Genomic DNA, 19,086 nt, shown 5'->3' on the forward strand with positions numbered 1-19,086 from the left:
TCCCCCACTCTCAGCCCGATCCAAAGGACCGCACGGCCATCGACACCTCACAGACCACCCAGAACACCGTGCTCGTGGCCGTGTTCGCCGCCCTCATCGCTGCCCTGGGGCTCGTGCCGCCGCTCACGGTGGGGATTGTCCCGGTGCCCATCACCCTTCAAACCCTCGGGGTGATGCTCGCCGGTTCGCTGCTCGGACCCATCCGCGGGATGCTCTCCGTGGTTGTCCTGCACACTCTGGTGCTGGCCGGTCTTCCGCTGCTGGCCGGCGGGAAGGGCGGGCTCGGGGTGTTTCTGGGCCCTACCGGCGGCTACTTAGTGGGCTGGATCCCCGCGGCCCTGGTCGTAGGGGTGCTGGTGAAGTACTGGGCGATCCGGCGCACCGGCCGCGCCGCCCGTTTCAGCGCAGTGCTGCTGAGCGTGATCGGGGGCGGCATCCTGGTCATCTACGCCTTCGGCGTGCCGTGGACGGCACTGGTCACGGGACTGCCGCTGTCCACCTCCGCTCTGGGCGTCCTCCTCTTCATCCCCGGCGACCTGCTCAAGGCAGTCGTTGCGACGTTGGCCGCGATCAACGTCCACCGCAGCTACCGCCGCCTCCTAGGCGGGGTGCGGACGGCTGCCCGCTGACACCCGGGCGGAGCAGCCCGGTGGGCCGAGTCTGCCGGCTGCCGATCGCGTGGCTCGGGATGTGCGAGGCGATTGCGGGCAAGAGAGACAGCTAAATCATTAACTTGGCCCGGATGCATTTCACCGCTGGATAAGTCCGTCAGAGTTCCAGTTCTCCGTCAGAGCAGCTGGCGCGCGTTCGCCTTTGCGAGATCGATGAGCTCGCGGCCGTTCCCGGCGAGCACTGTGCGCATCGCGTAGACCGCAAAGCCCGTGGCCTGCTTCGCGTCGATCTTCGGCGGCATTGAGAGTTCCTGGCGCTCCACCGCGACGGAGACGAGCGCGGGGCCGTCGTACGCGAATGCCCGGCGCAGGGCGCCCTCAAGGTCCTCCGGGCGCGTCACGCTCTCGCCGTGCATCCCCACCGCCTGCGCAACCGCACCGAAGTCCGGGTTCTCGAGCCCGGTGCCGAAGTTGACGATGCCCGCGGCCTTCATCTCCACCTCGACGAAGCTGAGCGCCGCGTTGTCGAACACGACGATCTTCATCGGCAGCCGATGCTGCACCACCGTCAGCAGCTCGCCGAGCATCATCGCCAGGCCGCCGTCCCCGGCGAGAACCACGACCTGCCGGTTCCGGTCCACCGCCTGGGCGCCCATGCCGAGCGGGGTGGCCGCCGCCATGGTGCCGTGCCAGAAGGAGCCGATCAGCCGCCGTCGTGCGCCGATGTGCAGGTGCCGGGACGCCCAGATGACCGGAGTGCCGACGTCGGGCAGGAAGACCGCGTCGTCGTCGGCGAGTTCGTCGATGAGGTGGGCGAGGTGCTGCGGATGGATGGTGCCCGGGCCCTGCTTCTCGAGGTCGTCGAGCTGTGCGCGGGTGCGGCGGTAGTGGTCCAGGGACTTCTCGAGGTGGGTGCGGTTCGACTTCCGCTCGAGCAGCAGCAGCAGCGCCGCCGCCGTCGCGCGCACCCCGCCGACCATGCCCTGGGTGAGCGGCACGCGGCGGCCGAGCTGCTCGCCCCGGATGTCGACCTGCAGGATCTTGGCCTTCTTCGGATAGAACTGCTGGTACGGGAAGTCGGTGCCGAGCATCAGCAGCGCGTCGCAGTCCTCCATCGCCCGGTATCCCGACGCGAAGCCGAGGAGCCCGGTCATGCCGACGTCGAACGGGTTGTCGTGTTCGATGAATTCCTTGCCGCGGAGCGCATGCACAATCGGCGCTCCCAGCGCGTCGGCGAGGGCGAGGACCTCCTCGCGCGCCCCTTCCACGCCGGCGCCCGCGAGGATCGTCACCTTCTCGCAGGAGTTCAGCGTGGCGGCTGCCTCCTGCAGCTCCGCCTGCGAGGGCACGGTGACCGGGTCGGTGCGGCGGACCGTGAAGACGCGCTCGTCGACGGCGTCTTCCAGGGCGGTGTCGCCGGCCATCACGAGCACGGCGACGCCCCGCTTCTCGATGGCCGTCCGCATCGCGATCTCCAGCAGCCGCGGCATCTGCTCAGGGCTCAGGACCATCTCGCAGAAGACCGTACAGTCGCGGAACAGCTCGGTGGGGCGGGTCTCCTGGAAGTACTGGCTGCCGATCTCGTCGGACGGGATATGCGAGGCGATTGCGAGCACGGGAACCCGGCTTCGGTGCGCGTCGTAGAGCCCGTTGATGAGGTGCATGTTGCCGGGGCCGCAGCTGCCCGCGCATACCGCGAGCTCGCCCGTAAGCGCCGCTTCCCCGGCAGCGGCGAACGCGGCCTCCTCCTCATGCCGGGTGAGCATCCACTCGATGCCCTTCTCCCGGCGGATGGCCTCGGTCACCGCGTTCAGGGAGTCGCCGGGAACTCCCCAGATCCGCTGGATCCCATTGGCGGCGAGGTTGTGGACAACGGTCTCGGCGATCGTGGGCATGCTGCTCCTCAGGTCGGCGCGTGCGGATGGCCGTCAGTCTAGGCGGCGGGATCGGGTGGGGCTAGAGGCGGGGCGGGTGCGTGCTTGTGCCGCGCCGGCGTGGTGAGCCTGGGCTGGGGACCGACGACGGCGCAGGTGGTCATCGAGGCCTACCCACTTGAGGAGGTGGATGAGGACGACGACGGCGTCCACCCTTCCTGGGCGGCGACGCCGCCGGGGTCCACGAACCCGTCGCCGGCGTATTTGGGATTTTCCCTTCGGGTGCCTCCCTACGGGTGCCTGGCGCGCCGGAAGGTGGTTGGCCGTCTACCGAGTGGCGGAGGCGCTGGGCTGGAACAATGTGCCGCGCGCCTGACTGTGCGACGGACCATTCGGCGAGGGAATGGTCCAGCTCGGGCACGAGATAAACCCGGAGCAGACCACGGTGGACCTGGTGCTGGACGACGCGGTACCTGATACCTGCTGGGAGGAGGTCTTCCGAGGCCAGGACGAAACCGGGCGGATTGTCTCCCTCATCCACCAGGACACCCCAGTGCTGCGGTCGGGGACGATACGGCTGACTACGTCTGGTTAAGCCTGTGCCCTTGAGTCCACCATGGAGGACCACGTAATCTCAATTACTTAGCGAGAGGAGAATAGTGCCCACCGTATCGAATGTATTTTTCGTACCGGACTTGGGGGATGAAACAGCAGAGCAAAAGCTGCGTATCGGCCTCCAGGAATTAGGACTCGTGCCCAAAGCGTCCAATCTTGGGGGTTTCCCTGACCTAGAACTTGTGAATTTTCTGTATCTCTCCCTCGGGGTGTTGGCCAAGGACGTCGTAGCCGGAATGGCCACTGATGTCGTCAAGGCGTCTCTAACAAAAGCCGCTTCGTGGGTCCGTGGTAACAAGCGGCAGGAACCTTCCACGGTGGATTACGCCGCTGAGGTCCACATGTACCACTCCGAAACAGGTGATTATTTGGGATGCGCACGCGTGATCTTTCCTCCTGAAGGCCCTCCCCGGATAATCTCTGATCCCGGACCAAGCCTGTAGAAGTGAGGGGAACAGACCAACTCTCGTTCAGCTCATCGGGCTGAGCCATGCAGATCACAATGACGATCATGTTCTCGTCGTGCAGCTCACCCACCACTGTGAGCACAAGCAGCGGACAATACTGTGGGGTTAGATGGCGAATGTGGTGCCAAGGAACTCACGGGCATGACTCCGTTCACCAAGGGCAGTTGGTTTACCTGAGCCGGAAACTAGCGGAAGTGGTCACTGCCGCGGAGAGGGTAGACATCCCAACTAACAAACTAACTGTCGTAAGGTCAGCGGACGGGCCCTGCCGAGCTTTGGACTGCACCCCTCGAACGGATGACCGAAACGCAAGCGGTATTTGGCCGTCCTCCGAAAGTCTGCATTCTGCCCAATGCCCCCCATTTGATAAGAAGGATATTGTAACCACGGACGCCGGAGAATTTTTGCGCAAGCTCCATACCCAAGGAGGAATTGCCCGCAATTACAACTCTGTTAGTCGGTTACCAAAATGACTCTTACAATGGTGGAAATACCTGCTCGATGTACGACGCTGTCTCCCGCGAAAACTATGGATTGACGTGCTTGAATGAGCAAAAGTGTTGTGTTCCAGCTTCACAGCGTGGGACGGTCTGGAGGATGTGAGGGTCGTGACCCTTTTCAATAATTGGTGCGCAAGCAGCGGACTGACCGCCATTGATGGCCACACGGTCAGCAAAGAGGTTGGCACGATTACTTCGCAGGATGATGACGCGGGTATCGAACTCATCGCCACTAGGCTTCCCGAGGTGTACGCCGACACGACAGCTCTCGCACTTATTGCTGAGCGATATGGGAAGCCGAATGTAGCTGCTTTTCTTCGTAACCGCCTGCCGACAAAGAAAAGCTCTCGATCCGGGGACATGGGCGAGATTCTCGCTACGGCATATCTCGCTGAGGAACACGGATACATCGTGGGACCAAGTCGGCTCATAGACCGAGACCACCAGGAGTGGGCCATGAGAGGCGACGACGTACTCGCGGCACGGGTCCATGAGAACTCGAAGGTGCATATCGTGAGAGCGGAAGCGAAGAGTCGAGTCCGCCTCGGGAAAAAACAGTCGAGGAAGCCAGGGAAGGGCTAACGCGGAATGATGAAATGCCGTCTCCACATTCGCTGTCGCAGTTCGCCCACCGGCTCTTAGCAAGTTCCCATCACGAAATCGGTGAGGCTGTGATCCATCTGCAGTTGATAGAGGGAGTGAGACCAGATCGGGTTAGTCACCTCATGTTTTTGTTGACCAGTGGTGACCCTAGTTCTCACGTGGCTGCAGATCTCACCACATATGCTGGCGTTGTCCCCCAACTGACCATCACTCTCAACGTCCAGGATCACGAAAAGTTCATCAACGACACCTATGACAAGGTGGTCAGCGATGGCGCGTGACGCACAAGGTTTAGGTGAAGAGCTTAGTGCCGCCACCGACCCAAGCTTCCGTGGCCGTCTACTTGCCCGCGGGCAAGCTCAGTCGATGATTCGACGGGACGGCGCCCTTCCGAGCGGTTCTCCAGAGTTTAGTGCTTTCCTTGACGGAGACCTCCTCAATTATGGCTACGCGCTATTGTCCGACGGACTGGACCTCCTCGAGCAGTTGGACTCCGATGAAAATGATGGAACATCCAGCCAAGCCGAGGTTGCGAGGTTTGCGTTCATCCAGAGCTCGTACGCCTTGGAATCTGCTACGCGTAATTCGGCCGGCACTTCAGACAAGATGTTCCATCGACTCATCGCAGGCGCAGCCAGCCACCTCGGCGGTTACGCCGCCCGTGCTTTCTCGCTTGTCGAAGGCAGCCAAGAATCGGGCCAGCTGACGCCTATGGAACGCACCTTGGCAGATCTGATAATGCGCGACCTTAGTGCAATCGAGGAACGAACGCGGCTTTTTCGCTCCTTCGAAGGGGTCTCAGATGAGAGCTTGCTTGCAACCCTATCCGAGGATGATGCCAATGAAGTGGGCGCGTTCGGCCCCATCACCCTGCTCCTAAGTGAGCACTATCTCTCAGCTGTCGCCAAAGGTATTTTTGCCATTGAGGTAGAAAACCGCGAACTCTTGAATACTGCCGTACAGGACATGATTCTGGGTGAGCGCGCGTCCATGGACGCCAGCGTTCCCGGGCCTTGGTGGGTATACCGCCTCACTCGTCGGATAGTGGGTGACTTGTTTCGTACCAGCATCGGCTCGAATATTCCGGTTGATTTCCCAGACGGCGCCGCTAGTGGCACGATCCGCTGGCGTTACTTGCGCAGCACTTTCATTGAGAATCTCCTCTCACGGAGACGTTCTGAAATCGACTTATGGCCGTCTCAACTCAACGTCGTGAACCATATTTTTGCCAACGGACGCGACCTAGTCGTCGCTTTACCAACCAGTGCCGGTAAGACTCGTATCGCAGAACTATCCATACTTGCAGCGTTGGCACGTGGGCGCCGTACCATTTATGTCACGCCACTTCGGGCTCTCTCAGCCCAGACCGAGCAGATTCTAACAAGAACGTTTAGCGCTCTCGGGGTACGTGTGTCCTCCCTATACGGCAGTGCAGGCATCAGCGACGTAGACGGCGATGCCCTGCGTCTGAGCGAGATTGTAGTTGCCACCCCAGAGAAGCTGGACTTCGCACTTCGATCCGACCCCTCTGTGTTGGACGATGTCGGACTGATCGTCCTCGACGAGGGACACATGATCGGAGCGTCTGAGCGCGAGATACGTTATGAGGCTCAAATTCAGAGGCTCTTGCGCCGTTCCGATGCTGCAAACCGAAGGATTATTTGCCTATCCGCCGTATTCCCATCAGGTACTGACTTGCATGACTTCGTCGCCTGGATAACAAACGATGATCCTGAAGGTTTGCATCAGGAGAGCTGGCGTCCAACTCTGCAACGATTTGGCCTGATCGAGTGGCAATCGAGCCATGCCAGATTGTCGATCACCCTCGGCGCGGATCAGCCCCACATCCCCCGTTACTTTGAAGCAGCGCCGCCTACGGGTCGGAGAAGAAGGCAGTTTCCGGCGAATCAGCGGGAGTTAGTCATTGCAACCGCCTGGCGTCTGGTCGAGGAAGGCCAGACCGTCCTCGTCTTCTGTCCGCAGCGCAACTCGGTGGAGCCATACGCACGCACGATCATTGACCTCCACAGGCAGGGCTTGGTCCCTACTCTCCTTCCAGATCACGTCGATTTGCGCGAAGCTCTTGTCGTGGGAGCCGAGTGGTTCGGTGACGATCACCCCATTCTGCAGTGTCTTGGGCTCGGTGTAGCCGTTCACCACGGGGCCCTCCCGGGGCCATTCCGCAGGGAAGTGGAAAAGTTACTTCATGATGGCAAATTGAAGGTCACCATCGCCTCACCAACACTGGCTCAGGGGCTAAACCTCTCTGCGTCCTGCGTGCTGTTTCACAGCCTTAGGCGCGGCCGCGATCTGCTGAAAAGCTCGGATTTTTCTAACGTCATCGGACGGGCTGGACGTGCGTTTATTGATACTGAGGGACTAGTTCTGTACCCGATCTTCGAGCAGGACCGCCGCCGGCGCAACAATCTTCGTCGGGACTGGGGACAGTTGACTCAAGGCGGTGGAGGTAAGGCACTCGACTCGGGACTCATACAGATCGGAATCGCTCTAATACGGCGCATGCTCGCCTCCAGCGGCTCCCACAGGATAGAGACGTTTCTTGACTACCTGACGGGAGGCCCCGATTGGAACCTCCCAATCTTGGAGAGAGAGTCGACTGAAGACCAGCTCACAGCTGAGTCAGAGTGGAGGGAAAATCTTTCGCTACTTGATATCGGCATCCTCAGCACTATCGGAGACGGCGCGTACGACTCAGATCCGGCCGCCGCCATACAGATACTCACAGATGCTCTCGTCGACTCATTATGGGAACGTCAGCTACGCCGTGGGGACAGCGATACTGCCGCAGCCATTCGTCAACTAATCATGAGCCGGGTTCGACATCTGTGGGTAATATCCACACCTTCTCAACGTCGCGGGTGGTATCTTGCTGGGCTTGGAGCTGATGCGGGGTCGAAATTATCGGAGATTTCAGGTCACGTAGTCAACTTACTAAATCAAATCGATACTGACCTTTTAGAGGACAATCTTGACGCCGCCTCCAATCATTTAGTCGAGGTTGCTGGTGCCATCTTCAGCTTGGCTATATTCACCCCTGATGACTTGATTGGCAACTGGCATGACGTGCTTCGCCTATGGGTCCAAGGACAAAGTCTTGCGAACCTTACCGGAGATCACGTCAAGATCGCTCAGTTCATTGAATCCGGAGTAGTCTACAAGCTGGTCTGGGGCATGGAGGCCGCTCGAGTTTTCGAGACAGCCCAAGGCAATATACTTGCCGACACCTTAAGTGGCGCTGCGGCAACCGCGGTAGAAACTGGAACATTCAACTGGTCGGCATCGGTCCTGATCCGCTCTGGGTTCGACCATCGGCTTGCCGCTGTAAACGCAGTCGTCAGCACTGGTGCCGACTTCTACTCCGGCGCGGAAATGCGTCAATGGATTGATGGCCTCGACCCCGCTTACGCATCGGACACGGCCTGGCCCAGCCCCGAATCCAGACGGGCATGGGAAGAATTCACCTCCCATGCCCGTCAACTTACGTACCGGCAATGGAAGCGGACAGTCGCCAACCTTGAGGAAGTTCGGTGGATTGGAGAGGTTCCCGTCCAAAACGCTTGGCTCCGGGTCTCTGCCCTCGACGCAAACACTATTCAGATATGGACACCCGGGTTCGATCTTCTCGGCGAAGCCAGTGTTCGGCTAAATCCCGACCGACTCGGTATTCTTCGCGCACAACGAACGACTAGCTCTCATGGAATCCGCTTGATATACCGCGGCCCCAGGGACCTGTATGCGCCCGTTGGTCCAAACACCTAGAACCAGTCATATAAGACTGCGCGACGATACGCTCGACGACAGGATGTTCAACTCTGGCAGGCAACCGATCCCGACAGAAGCTGTGGGCTTGGTGGCGGCGTACAAGGGGATGAAAGCTGGCCGGAAAGAATTCCCGGAGGCTTAGGAAGGAAGCGTACGGATCGTCGCCCTCGTTCAAGACTCGCGGCTCCACCGCTGGCACAAGCTTCGGGCACTGCTGCAGGCCTGAGTCAGCGTTTGGTCAATAAATCCATGGAAGCCTCAAACCCCTGCCTTGAAGCGACTCCTCATCATTTATGACCTAAGCCCATATGTGATGGCTAGAGTCGGTTGCTGAGCTAGAAGAACCTCCATTCGGTTATCGGGCCACATTTCGATCTGTGGTTGCTTTCCCAGCCCATTGTGCTGCTCGACGATGCTGACGGCGTCAGCAGTAAAACGACCGCTTGTTGCAATGATTAGAAACCGGATGACAGGGGGTTGCCACATACTGAGCCTCGACAATGAGTCCTGCACGTCACCTGGTCCAACGGATTTTGAGGTGTAGTGCTTCGCCTGCACAATCACGCGCTCGGTCCTAGTTGACCCAGCGGCATCCTGAACGATTCTCTCTAATGAGATATCCCGTCCGCGGTCGGCTGCATTAGTGTTCATGAGCCAGTCAATATTTTGGTAACCATCAAGGCTCCGCAGTATATCGAAGAGCAAACGTTCGAATTGATCCGCCGTTAGTGCTGCCCAGTTCAAAGCTGTTGCGGCACCACCAGACGGGCGTGCGCGGCCAGCCATCCCTAGATCGACTTCAGGAACCGGAATTGGGTCTGTTTCTCCGAAACGTGCAGCCTCGATATCCAAGCGAACAGATGGCCAATCAAACTCATTGATTTCGTGCCAATCGTTGACTTCACTGAAGCGTAAGTGCCTCCGCAGATCTCCCCATCGACCCTGGCGTTCCACAGTATCGCCGAGTAACCGTTCAATCTCGGCCAGTGCATGTTCCACCATACGGGTATCGTCGGTCTCGATCTTGTTTCGCTTTCCCTGCGCTTTTATGAAGTCGTCCATCGTGGGAAGCGTGGCTGTGATCGCCTGAATACTTCTCGTAGCTTGGCCTGTCAGTTCCTCCAGGCGCGATGCGATGGCGCGACGTCTAGCCTGATCCAAGCGAAAACGATATTCAGCTAGGTCCTCCGACGGCTTCTCCAGAACGGCATAGGCCCCAAGGGGAGGCTCTTGTATTTCCGCGTAATCGAGGAACATTTGTCCTAGCGCATCCATTTCGGGTAACGATTCGGAGATTCTCCATCCGTCAATCGGAGCGAGGCCGGGCAGCAGGGCCTCCCAAGCGCGCACCAAGTTTTGGTATTCAGGGGTGGATCCTCGTGACGGCCCCTCAGGCAAAAGTGGGCTTGCTCGATCCCATATTTGTTCGAGCTTGTTAAGGTTTACCGTGACCTTGTCGAAGATGGTCAGCAACTGATCTAGTTCCATTTGCCAAGCTTGTCATGAAAGCTGAATTTTGGGGGCGGGGCGTTGCACGATCCCACCTCCGTGATTAACGTAAAGGGTTTTGAAGAAACAGCATTTGATCGTCTAGGTTCGTCCGGAGCGGAGGCCGCAATGGGCGGCAACTTAGTCGTAACCCACTCGTTAGTTCGACCGTAGAAGTCACTTCGGCTGTGGGCGCTAGGAGCCCCCGAGGACACTGATTTGCAGCCACGCAAGTACCAGCACCGCGATTGAGCACCGTCCGCCATTAGCGGCCGTGTACGCATCGAACGGGATAGTCGATACAGGCAGCCCGCACGCCCCTGACCCACCCCACTCCCCCACCCGGCTAAAATCGAGGAGGCCCGTTTTTCCCCACCGCACGGGCGGAAAGCGCAGAATGTCCTTCATCGAGAACACCGTTGCCCGCTGGGCCGAACTGCAGCGGCTCCAGGCCTCCCCCGGCTGGAAACTGACCAACGCCAACGCCTGGATCCCGGCGCTCTTCCGCGAGGCCTTCACCCGCACCCGCCCCCGGGTTCCGCTGGACGACTTCCACGCCATGACGGACTCGTTCCTGAACCGGCTCCGCATGGACGGCGTGCAGCTGCGCGAAGACTGGACCGGACGGAACTACGCCGATGACTGGGTGGCCCGCCGCTTCCTGGCCCGCCCGCGCGCGGATGGAAAGTTCGTCTACGAACTCACCGAATCCTCCGCCCGCTTCCTCTCCTACCTGGACGGCTACACCAGCGACAAAACGTCGCTGAACTCCTCCCGCCTGGCCACCCTGCTGGACCGGGTGGAAAACCTCGCGCAGGAATCCAACCCGGATCCCGCCGCGCGCATCGCCGTCCTTAAAGAAGAGGTCGCCCGCCGCGAGGAAATGATCCGCGCCCTGGAATCCGGCGAGGCTCCCCCGCCGCTGCCGGACGACACCGCCGTCGAAGCCGCCCGCGACATCCTCGACCTGGCCGCCGCCCTGCCCGCCGACTTCAAGCGGATGCGCGACGGCCTGGAAAAAATGCTCCATGACCTGCGTCAGGAAATGGTGGAATCCAACGCCGCCAAGGGCCTGACCATGGGAGAAATCCTCGAAGCGGACAAGAAGCTGCGCAGCACCGCCGAAGGCCGCACCTACGAGGGCTTCACCGCCTTCCTGAACGACGCCGACCAGCAGGCCCGCTTCCGCGCCGCCATCGCGGAGGTGCTGGAACGGGACTTCGCCGACGACATGAGCCCCGAAGACCGGCAGAGCCTGTACCGGCTGATCAGCGACATGCGCGACCAGGCCACCGAAATCCACCGGATCTACGGCCGGCTCTCTGAATCCATGCACACCTACGTGCAGAGCGACGAGTACCGCGAATCCGTGCAACTGCGCCAGCTCATCCGCGCCGCCGAAACCGCCATCCACAAGGCTCCGCGCGGACGCCGCCGGGCCGCCGTCGTCCCCGCACCGCAGCTGCACGGCTCGGGCTTCGAATCCCTCAGCATGGTCCGGGTCTACAACCCTGAAGACCACGCCGCCCCGCGCACTCTGCCCGAACCGCCGCAGTTCACCGAGGCGGACATCCACCGCTTGGTCCGCACTCCGCGCGCGGACCGCCGGGTGCTGGCCGACGCCGTCTCCCGGGCGACGGCGACCCGCGCCAGCGCCACCGTGGCCCAGGTGTTCGAGCAGCTGCCGCCCGAACACCGGCACCTGAACAGCATCCGTGCCCTGCTCGCCGGCGGCTCGGCCGGTTTTGATGCAAGCAAACCCCTTGAATCCGTCACCTTTACCCAGATCGACGGCAGCGAGCGCACCGCGCTGCTGCCCGCCGTCGCCGTCGCGAAAGCCCCCGAAAAATGAGCGAGACCACAGCAACAGCAGCCCCGGAGGAATTCGACCCGGAGCTGGAAGCCGAAGACACCGAGGAAACAGAGTCCCCGCGCGACCTCCTCGTCGACGGCCCGGAACTGTTCCCCGGCGACACCGGCACCCTGCCGCTGAAGCTGCGCCAGGCCCTCATCCGGCTGCTGCGCGGCCCGTACCTGGACGCAAACTCCTCGGACAACGTCTACGAGACCGTGGTGGACAACCAGGAGCAGCTGCGCGTCCGGCTGAGCGAACTGTTCCTCACCCTGGTCATGGACGAGGACCGCAAGGTCGCTCTGCTGCGCCCCGTGGAAATGGCCGAACCGCACACCTCCGCCCTGCAGCGCCAGCGCGAAATGACCCGCGAGGAAACCCTGCTGCTGCTGCGCATGCGGCTGATCCTGGACCGCCACACCGGCACCGGGAACGAGGCCACCATCGCCCGGCAGGACATCATCGAGGTGCTCGAGGGCTACGTGGACCCGGGCCAGCGCGACGCGAAGTCCGTGGAGGACCTGGCCGACGCCGCCATCCGCAAGCTCGTGCAGGACCGCCGCCTGCTGCTCCCCACCGAGCTGGACAACGTCTGGGTCATTTCCAACGCCCTGCCGCTGGCCCTGCCGTACAGCCAGATCGGCGACATCATCACCTTTATGCAGACCCTCGGCGGGGACGACACGGGGGACGACACAGCCGCGCCCGCCCTGGATTTGGACGGCACTCCCGACGACAAAACCCCCGCTGACGAAGAGAACGACGGCGAGGAGCCGGCATGAGCATCGAAACCACCCTCCCCATGGGAGACCTGATCAACCCCGGCCAGAACCGGCTCGCCTCCGTGCAGATCGTCAACTGGGGAACCTTCGACGGCGCCCACACCATCAAGGTGGACCGCGCCGGCACGCTGCTCACCGGAGACTCCGGCGTCGGCAAATCCACCATCTTCGACGCCATGCTCCAGGTCATGGACGCCCGCCCCCGGATGAACGAGGCCGCGCAGAACAACTCCGGCACCAACGCCGAGGAAAAGCGCAACGCGTTCTCCTACATGCGCGGACGCCTCGGCACGCAGGGAGCCGACGACGGCGCGGGCACCGCCTACCAGCGCCCCGGCGCCACCTGGTCCGCGGTCTGCCTGACGTTCGACAACGGCCTGGGACAGATCACCTCCCTCTCTGTAGTCATGGACCTTCCCGCCACCGGCACCGAGCACAACCTGGGCCGGTACTACCTGGTGCACAACCGCCCGCTGGACCTTCAGGCCCTGCAGGCCGGCATGCGCGGCCGCTTCACCAAGGGAAGCCTGGAAAACCTGCTGCCCGGCGCGGCCGTGTTCGATTCGCACAAGATGTTCGCCGAACGCTACCGCCACGCCCTGGGTGTGGAGGACGAGAAGGCCTTCAACCTGCTGCGCATCCTGCAGACCGGCAAGGGCCTGGGCGGCACCGTCAATGACTTCTTCCGCAACAACGTACTGGACACCCCGCGCACCCTCACCGCCGCCGAAGAGGCCGTGGAGGACTTCAGCCACCTGCGCAGCATCCGCCGCCAGCTCGAACGCGCCCGGCAGCAGCGCGACCACCTGCAGTCCGTCCCCGAACTGCACACCCGCTACCGCGAAGCCGCCGACGCCCTGGCGCACAACCGTGCCCTGGCGAAGGAAGGCCTGCCCGCCTACCGCCAGCGCCTGGCCCTCGAAGGCGCGCAGCGCACCGCCGAGAAACTCGAGCAGGCCGCAGCGGCAGCCCGCTCCGAGCTGTCCGCCGCCGAAACCCGCCGGGCCACGCTGAAGGACCAGCGCGACGCGCTCAGCACCCGGTACACCGAAGAGGGCGGCGGAGCAATCGCCACCCTGGAACGGGAACTCGCGGCCGCTGCCGCACAGCTGCGTTCCCGCGAAACCGTGGAAAACGCCGCGAAGGACGAGCTCGCCGCGGCGGGGATCGACGTCGACTTCTCCCCCGCTGGCCTGGTCACCGCCCGCAGCCGCGCCGCGGAGCTGGTGAAGTCGCTCGGCACCGAGCTCGACGCCGCCCGCGAGCGCAGCAGCAACGCGCACGGCGAGGCGTGGTCCCTCAAGGGGCAGATCGCGAAGCTGGAAAACGAGATCGGCTCCTTCCGGCGCCGCACCTCCAACATCCGGCAGGACTCCCTGGACCAGCGGGCCCGGATCTGCGCCGCCACGGGCATCGACGAAGCGGACATGCCGTTCGCGGGCGAACTCATCGATCTGCCCAACGAACACGTCCAGTGGCGCCCGGCCGCAGAGCGCACCCTGCGCTCCCTCGCCACCGCCCTGCTGGTGCGCGGCGAGCACATGGCCGCCGTCACCCGCTACCTCAGCGAAAACGACATGCACGGCTACGTCCGCTGCATCGACGTCTCCGTTCCCGTGGACGGCCCCACCGAACCCGGCCCGGATGACCTGATCACCAAACTCATCACCCGGGACACGGAGATGGGCCGCTGGGTGGCCCGGAAAATCACCGCGCACTACGACTTCGTCTGCGTCGAAGATCCGGCCGGGCTGGCCGACGTCGCCAAGGGGGTGAGCCTGGGCGGTGCGGTCAAGCGCAACCGCAGCACCACCGAAAAGGATGACCGGCACACCAAGGCCTCGGACAACGTCCTGGGCTTTGACAACAAGGACACCGTCGCGGCGCTCGGCAACGAGCTGCTGGCCCTGCGCGGCGTCTTCGAGGAAGCAGACAACCTCTCCCGGCAGCATGCGCAGGAACAGGACGAACTGGTCCGCCGGCTGGCCGCCGTACGCGCCATCGCTGCCGATGAGCGGACCTGGGAGGACCTGTCGGCCGACGCCGCACGGGCCGCCGTCGCCGTCGCTAATGACCGGCTGGAGTCCGCCCGGGATGCCAACGCCGATCTGGAGCAGATCCGCTTCGAACTCGACACCGCCGAGCTGGACCTCACCGCAGCCACCGAGAAGGTCGGCGTGCTCAAGGGCGACGCCGCGAGGCTCGACGCCGACCTTGCCGCCGCCGTCGAGCGCCGCACCGCGCTCTCGGCGAAGGCACCCGAGGCCCTGTCCGAGGGGCTGCGGTCCGCGCTGGCCGAGTTGTTCGACCCCTTCGGGGACCTGACCGACCCGGCCCGCCTGAAGGAGGCCGCCGGCGAGGTCGAACGGTCCCTGATCACCGAGCAGGGCCGGCTGGAAAAGACCCTGCTGGAAACCCGCGCGAAGCTGGAACGCACGTTCGAGACATTCAGCGACAAGTGGGGCTCGGACTTCGGCACCTCGGTGGAATCCGCCGGCGCGTACGAGGACCGCTTCGAGGACATCATTTCCGAGGGCCTGCCGCAGCGCGAAGCCGAGTTCCGCGAATACTTCAACAACCGCACCTACGAGCGTTTCAGCGACCTGCTGCAGCTGCTCGACGAGGAACGCCGCAGCATCTCCTCGCGCCTGCTGCCGCTGAACTCCGTGCTGCGCCGGGTGGAATACTCCGCCGGCAGCCACCTGGAGATCGAGGTCGCCACCACCGTTCCCGACGCCGCACACAAGTTCCGCACCGAACTGAAGAATGCGCTGCCCATGATGGGTTCGCGGCAGGATAAGGCGGACATGGACGCCCGGTACGCCGCGCTCGAGGGCCTGGTGGACCGGCTGAAGGATCCCGAGGAGAAGCGCTGGCGGGCCGAGGTGCTCGATGTCCGCTCGCACGTGACCATCACCTGCACGCACCGCCTCGCCAGCGGGCACACCTACACCAACCTGCAGGCATCGCTGATGTCCGGCGGCGAGGGCCAACGGTTCACCGCGTTCATCATGGCGTCGGCGCTGGCCTACCAGCTGGGCATTGTGTCCCAGGGCTTCAGCACGTACGGAACCGTGATGATGGACGAGGCGTTTGTTAAGTCGTCCCTGTCCTTTGCCGAGGCGTCCATCAACGCGCTGCACGAGTTCGGCTTCCAGCTGCTGCTCGCCGCGCCGGAGGACAAGGTGGACCTCTCCCGGTTCCTAGGCTCGGTCACGGAAATCCTGCGCGACGACGTCACCAACCGTTCCGGCGTGATGGAACGGACCATGGGCAATTCCCGGTCGGTGGACATTCTGCTGCGCTAGGCGTTTATGAAAGGTAATGACATGAAAGACAAGTACGCGGTAAACGCCGTGATGCTAGCCGGCGTTGTCTGCATTCTTCTTGCCACGATGGGGCCGCTGGGGAACATCGCGGGCATTCTGTGGCTCGCTGCGCTGCTGTTCTTCGCAGCGGCACCGGTGCTGGCCTTCCAGCGGCACCAGCGTGACGGAGCGCCGGACCACGGCCCCCGTCCGTAGCCTGCGCCCGTAACCTGCGGTCCGGCAGTACCGGACACCGAGCGGTTGCAAGGGGCACTAGGGGCACTAGGCAAGCGGTCCGGACGGATGGACACTGGGGAAGATGAGCGTCTTTTCTCCTCCCCGGGCGATCGCGTCCTGGCGCCGCCAGCTGATCGGCACGTTCAGCAACAACGCCACCGAGATCCCGCAGTGGGAGCTCGACCTGGCCAACGGCGCCGACGTCGGCCACTTCGGTCAGGAGTCTGCCGTGTGGGCGGTGCACGGGTCCATGACGCCGATCATTGCCGGCATCCGAGCCCTGCTGCTGCAGGCACTGCATCCGGGGGCGATGGCCGGGGTGCATGATTTCTCCGACTATCGGTCGGATCCGCTGGGCCGGCTCGCCGGAACCATCCGCTGGATCTTCACCGTCACCTACGGGGACACGGCCACTGCCAAGGCGGGCTCCGACTGGGTGCTGCGGCTGCACGAACGCGTGCACGGAACTTATGTTGACGCCGACGGCGAGGTGCAGCCGTATTCAGCCAACGATCCCGAGATTGCCCGCTGGGTCCATCTGGCCTTCACCGATGCGTTCCTGTCCTCGCACCAGCGCTACGGCGGTCCGATTCCCGGCGGAGCGGATGCCTATGTGGCGGACTGGGCGGTGGCCGGTGAGCTGATGGGCATTCCCGACCCGCCGCGCTCCGAAGCCGACCTGCGGAAGCAAATGGCCGGCTACGATCCCCAGCTGCGCAGCAGCGGCTACGTCCAGGAGGCACTGGGCTTCCTTCGCCGTCCTCCCCTGCCGCGCAATCAGCGGATCGGCTACCGTGTGCTGTTTGCCGGAGCCGTGGCCAGCCTGGAGCCGAAGCACAGGGAGCTGCTGGGGTTGCGGGCTCCGCATCTGGGTCCGGTTCCGCTGCCGATGAAGTTTCCCGTGAAACTTGTTTTGGGTGTTATCCGGTTCGGGCTTGGCCCGATGGGACCCAGCGAACGGTCCGCCCGCGAACGGATTGCACGGCTGGGGGCGGCGCAGTAGTCGCCGCGCAGTAGGGACTATGGAGCGTCGGCCCAGCCTGAGTCTCTAGTGGCCATTCAGAAGGGGCATCCAGTCTGTCCGGGCTTCGTCTCAGAGCCCTTGGAGTTCTCATTCTTGTGCAGGTAGTAGCGCTCAAAAGACAGGTATTTTCGGTTTCTCGGAAGAGACGTTTTGAGCCTGTTTTCGGCCCGGAAATGTCAGTGCCAGGTGAAATCGTTGGGGTATGGATCAGCTCGGGAACACCGAACGGACAACCGAAGACCAGCAGCCGGAGGGCGTGGCTGGGGAAGCGGACGCGCCCCGGACGCCTTGCACTCTGTCCGTGTACAAGGTGGATCTGGACGCTTCCGAACCTGCCGGCGGTGCTGACGACACTGCTGCCACTCTCACTGATACTGCCCCGGACGATGCCAGCGCTCCCGTCTCCAACTCCGAGCCTGACGCCGGTGCCGCACCTACAGAGTCTGCCACCGCGGGTGCTGCCACTGATGCCGGCAGTCCTGCCGAGGGGTACCCGGACGGCTTTACCGGAACATTGGCGTTGCAGAACCTCGAGGCCTTCGACGAGCAGGCGGTCGGCCAGGCACTGTCCCGGGTGGCGCACTTGCTTTCCTGGACGCAGGCCTTGGAAGCCCGCCTGGTCAACCGGATGGGGGAGCTCTTCCGGGACGACAGATGTACCCCTTCCGAGCGGATCGAGCCGGGGCTGGCGTTTAGCCTCGCAGCTTCCGAATGCGCGGCCATCCTGAAAATTCCGGAAGTCACCGGTCAGCGGCTCCTCAGCGAAGCGACGAGCCTCTGCACGTCCCATACGGCAACCCTGACCGGACTGGAAGAGGGACGCTTTTCCTACCAGCATGCGCAGGTGGTGCTGGATCAGTGCCAAAACGTGCCAGCGGGTGCATTACCGGAATTTGAGAGTGACCTGCTGAAGGCAGCAGAGGGCCAGACCCGGTCCCAGTTCTCCGCCAAGGCCCGACGGCTGCGCGAGAGGAAGTTTCCGGACACCATCAGCAAACGGCACCTGACCGCGTTCGAGCAGCGCAAAGTCACCCTGGACCGCGAAGAGGACGGCATGTCCTGCCTCTCCGCCTATCTGCAAGCGGCAGAAGCCCACCAGATTTACACGTCTCTCAACAACGCAGCACGGGGCGAACAAGCAGCCGGCGATGGCCGGACCGCGGATCAGCTGCGCGCGGACATCCTCGCCCAGTTGCTCATGGGCGGGCTCGACCCAACACTGGTAAGCGCAGAGACCGGCCGCAGCAGTGACGTCCGTAAGGGGACCGGTGGGGCCGGCGGTGTTCGCGGTCCGGGAGGCGATGTCGGGAGTGTGACGGGCGGGGGTCGTGGGACCGGCAAAACCGGCGCGGGCGGGACCGGATGCGATGACGGCAGCGTCGTGCCGCGCGCGGAGATCATGGTCCTGATCAATGCCGAGACACTTTTCGGCGCCGACGACCAGCCGGCCGAACTGCACGGTTACGGGCCCATCAGTGCCGAAGCGGCCCGCAGGCTGGCCCGGAACGCTGCTGGTTGGACCGGTTTGGCCCAGGACCCGGTAACAGGCGAAATCCTGGGAGTGGGAAGGCGCAGAAAGGTGCCGGCCGGCCTCAGACGCTGGCTCCGCGCAAGGGACGGGACCTGCAGGTTCCCCGGCTGCCGGGTCAGTACTGCGAACGCGGACATCGACCACACCACCGACTGGGCGAAAGGCGGCCCCACGGACCACGGGAACCTGGAACACCTCTGCCGTCGTCATCACAGGTTCAAGACTCTCGGCTATTGGAAGGCCAGCCAACTGACCCCCGGAGTGATTGAGTGGACCTCGCCGACCGGACGGGTTTACCGCACCGAACCTTTCCTGGCACTCCGACCACCGGACACAGCACCGGACCCGCGAAAGGACCAGGCACGGGCGAACCAGAAGCAGACAGACCCGGAACCCGCACCACCGTTCTAA

General features: G+C 63.0%; 14 protein-coding genes. 12 read left to right on the forward strand and 2 right to left on the reverse strand.

From position 1 onward, the window contains the following. The first annotated feature begins 74 nt into the window (after nucleotides 1-74). A complete protein-coding gene (locus tag NNX37_RS16165) occupies nucleotides 75-629 on the forward strand; it encodes a biotin transporter BioY (RefSeq protein WP_255793780.1) in 555 nt (184 codons plus the stop codon). Between the two features lie 158 nt (nucleotides 630-787). Here the strand turns inward: NNX37_RS16165 and poxB are convergent, their stop codons facing one another. Continuing rightward, the gene (gene poxB, locus NNX37_RS16170; RefSeq protein WP_255793781.1) at nucleotides 788-2,506 is read right to left on the reverse strand and encodes a ubiquinone-dependent pyruvate dehydrogenase; all 1,719 of its coding nucleotides are present in this window, start codon (nucleotides 2,504-2,506) and stop codon (nucleotides 788-790) included. A 382-nt stretch (nucleotides 2,507-2,888) separates the two neighbouring features. Here poxB and NNX37_RS16180 point away from each other — a divergent pair, with 382 nt between their 5' ends. The 5 genes from NNX37_RS16180 (at nucleotide 2,889) to NNX37_RS16200 (ending at nucleotide 8,450) form a co-directional block, all read left to right on the forward strand. Further along, nucleotides 2,889-3,080: a hypothetical protein gene (locus NNX37_RS16180; protein WP_255793813.1), complete on the forward strand. Its 192-nt coding sequence runs from the start codon at nucleotides 2,889-2,891 to the stop codon at nucleotides 3,078-3,080. 64 nt (nucleotides 3,081-3,144) lie between these two features. Next, nucleotides 3,145-3,543, forward strand: coding sequence for a hypothetical protein (locus tag NNX37_RS16185; protein ID WP_255793782.1), 399 nt, complete (start codon nucleotides 3,145-3,147; stop codon nucleotides 3,541-3,543). Nucleotides 3,544-4,175: 632 nt separating this feature from the next. After that, the gene (locus NNX37_RS16190; protein WP_255793783.1) at nucleotides 4,176-4,649 is read left to right on the forward strand and encodes a DUF1837 domain-containing protein; all 474 of its coding nucleotides are present in this window, start codon (nucleotides 4,176-4,178) and stop codon (nucleotides 4,647-4,649) included. Nucleotides 4,650-4,828: 179 nt separating this feature from the next. Beyond that, complete coding sequence (locus tag NNX37_RS16195; RefSeq protein WP_255793784.1) at nucleotides 4,829-4,951, forward strand: hypothetical protein; 123 nt, start codon at nucleotides 4,829-4,831, stop codon at nucleotides 4,949-4,951. Then, nucleotides 4,941-8,450, forward strand: coding sequence for a DEAD/DEAH box helicase (locus tag NNX37_RS16200; RefSeq protein ID WP_255793785.1), 3,510 nt, complete (start codon nucleotides 4,941-4,943; stop codon nucleotides 8,448-8,450). The genes NNX37_RS16195 and NNX37_RS16200 overlap by 11 nt, the downstream gene beginning before the upstream one ends. Before the next feature lie 294 nt (nucleotides 8,451-8,744). On the opposite strand, the gene NNX37_RS16205 is transcribed toward NNX37_RS16200, so the two are convergent. After that, nucleotides 8,745-9,941 (reverse strand): restriction endonuclease, encoded by a 1,197-nt coding sequence (locus NNX37_RS16205; RefSeq protein ID WP_255793786.1) that lies wholly within the window; start codon nucleotides 9,939-9,941, stop codon nucleotides 8,745-8,747. Between the two features lie 397 nt (nucleotides 9,942-10,338). On the opposite strand from NNX37_RS16205, the gene NNX37_RS16210 reads away from it, so the two are divergent. The 6 genes from NNX37_RS16210 to NNX37_RS16235 all read left to right on the forward strand — a co-directional run bounded on the left by NNX37_RS16210 (nucleotide 10,339) and on the right by NNX37_RS16235 (nucleotide 19,086). Beyond that, nucleotides 10,339-11,793, forward strand: a complete 1,455-nt coding sequence (locus NNX37_RS16210) for a DUF3375 domain-containing protein (RefSeq protein ID WP_255793787.1) — start codon at nucleotides 10,339-10,341, stop codon at nucleotides 11,791-11,793. After that, the gene (locus tag NNX37_RS16215; protein ID WP_255793788.1) at nucleotides 11,790-12,575 is read left to right on the forward strand and encodes a DUF4194 domain-containing protein; all 786 of its coding nucleotides are present in this window, start codon (nucleotides 11,790-11,792) and stop codon (nucleotides 12,573-12,575) included. Before NNX37_RS16210 ends, NNX37_RS16215 begins: the two co-directional genes overlap by 4 nt. Beyond that, a complete protein-coding gene (locus tag NNX37_RS16220) occupies nucleotides 12,572-15,883 on the forward strand; it encodes an ATP-binding protein (protein ID WP_255793789.1) in 3,312 nt (1,103 codons plus the stop codon). The genes NNX37_RS16215 and NNX37_RS16220 overlap by 4 nt, the downstream gene beginning before the upstream one ends. Before the next feature lie 21 nt (nucleotides 15,884-15,904). Next, on the forward strand, nucleotides 15,905-16,099 hold the full coding sequence (locus NNX37_RS16225) for a hypothetical protein (protein ID WP_255793790.1): 195 nt from the start codon (nucleotides 15,905-15,907) through the stop codon (nucleotides 16,097-16,099). 103 nt (nucleotides 16,100-16,202) lie between these two features. Next, entirely contained in the window at nucleotides 16,203-17,123 is a 921-nt protein-coding gene (locus NNX37_RS16230) for an oxygenase MpaB family protein (protein ID WP_255793791.1), read from the forward strand. Nucleotides 17,124-17,346: 223 nt separating this feature from the next. Next, nucleotides 17,347-19,086: an HNH endonuclease signature motif containing protein gene (locus tag NNX37_RS16235; protein WP_255793792.1), complete on the forward strand. Its 1,740-nt coding sequence runs from the start codon at nucleotides 17,347-17,349 to the stop codon at nucleotides 19,084-19,086.

The organism is Arthrobacter zhaoxinii, from assembly GCF_024385505.1.
Taxonomy (GTDB): Bacteria; Actinomycetota; Actinomycetes; order Actinomycetales; family Micrococcaceae; genus Arthrobacter_B; species Arthrobacter_B zhaoxinii.

Excerpts from the sequence above, each read along its gene's own strand:
- poxB (WP_255793781.1), bottom strand. The coding sequence starts at position 2,506 with ATGCCCACGATCGCCGAGACCGTTGTCCACAACCTCGCCGCCAATGGG.
- NNX37_RS16230 (WP_255793791.1), top strand. The coding sequence starts at position 16,203 with ATGAGCGTCTTTTCTCCTCCCCGGGCGATCGCGTCCTGGCGCCGCCAG.
- NNX37_RS16210 (WP_255793787.1), top strand. The coding sequence starts at position 10,339 with ATGTCCTTCATCGAGAACACCGTTGCCCGCTGGGCCGAACTGCAGCGG.
- NNX37_RS16220 (WP_255793789.1), top strand. The coding sequence starts at position 12,572 with ATGAGCATCGAAACCACCCTCCCCATGGGAGACCTGATCAACCCCGGC.
- NNX37_RS16225 (WP_255793790.1), top strand. The coding sequence starts at position 15,905 with ATGAAAGACAAGTACGCGGTAAACGCCGTGATGCTAGCCGGCGTTGTC.
- NNX37_RS16205 (WP_255793786.1), bottom strand. The coding sequence starts at position 9,941 with ATGGAACTAGATCAGTTGCTGACCATCTTCGACAAGGTCACGGTAAAC.
- NNX37_RS16200 (WP_255793785.1), top strand. The coding sequence starts at position 4,941 with ATGGCGCGTGACGCACAAGGTTTAGGTGAAGAGCTTAGTGCCGCCACC.
- NNX37_RS16180 (WP_255793813.1), top strand. The coding sequence starts at position 2,889 with ATGGTCCAGCTCGGGCACGAGATAAACCCGGAGCAGACCACGGTGGAC.
- NNX37_RS16215 (WP_255793788.1), top strand. The coding sequence starts at position 11,790 with ATGAGCGAGACCACAGCAACAGCAGCCCCGGAGGAATTCGACCCGGAG.
- NNX37_RS16235 (WP_255793792.1), top strand. The coding sequence starts at position 17,347 with ATGGATCAGCTCGGGAACACCGAACGGACAACCGAAGACCAGCAGCCG.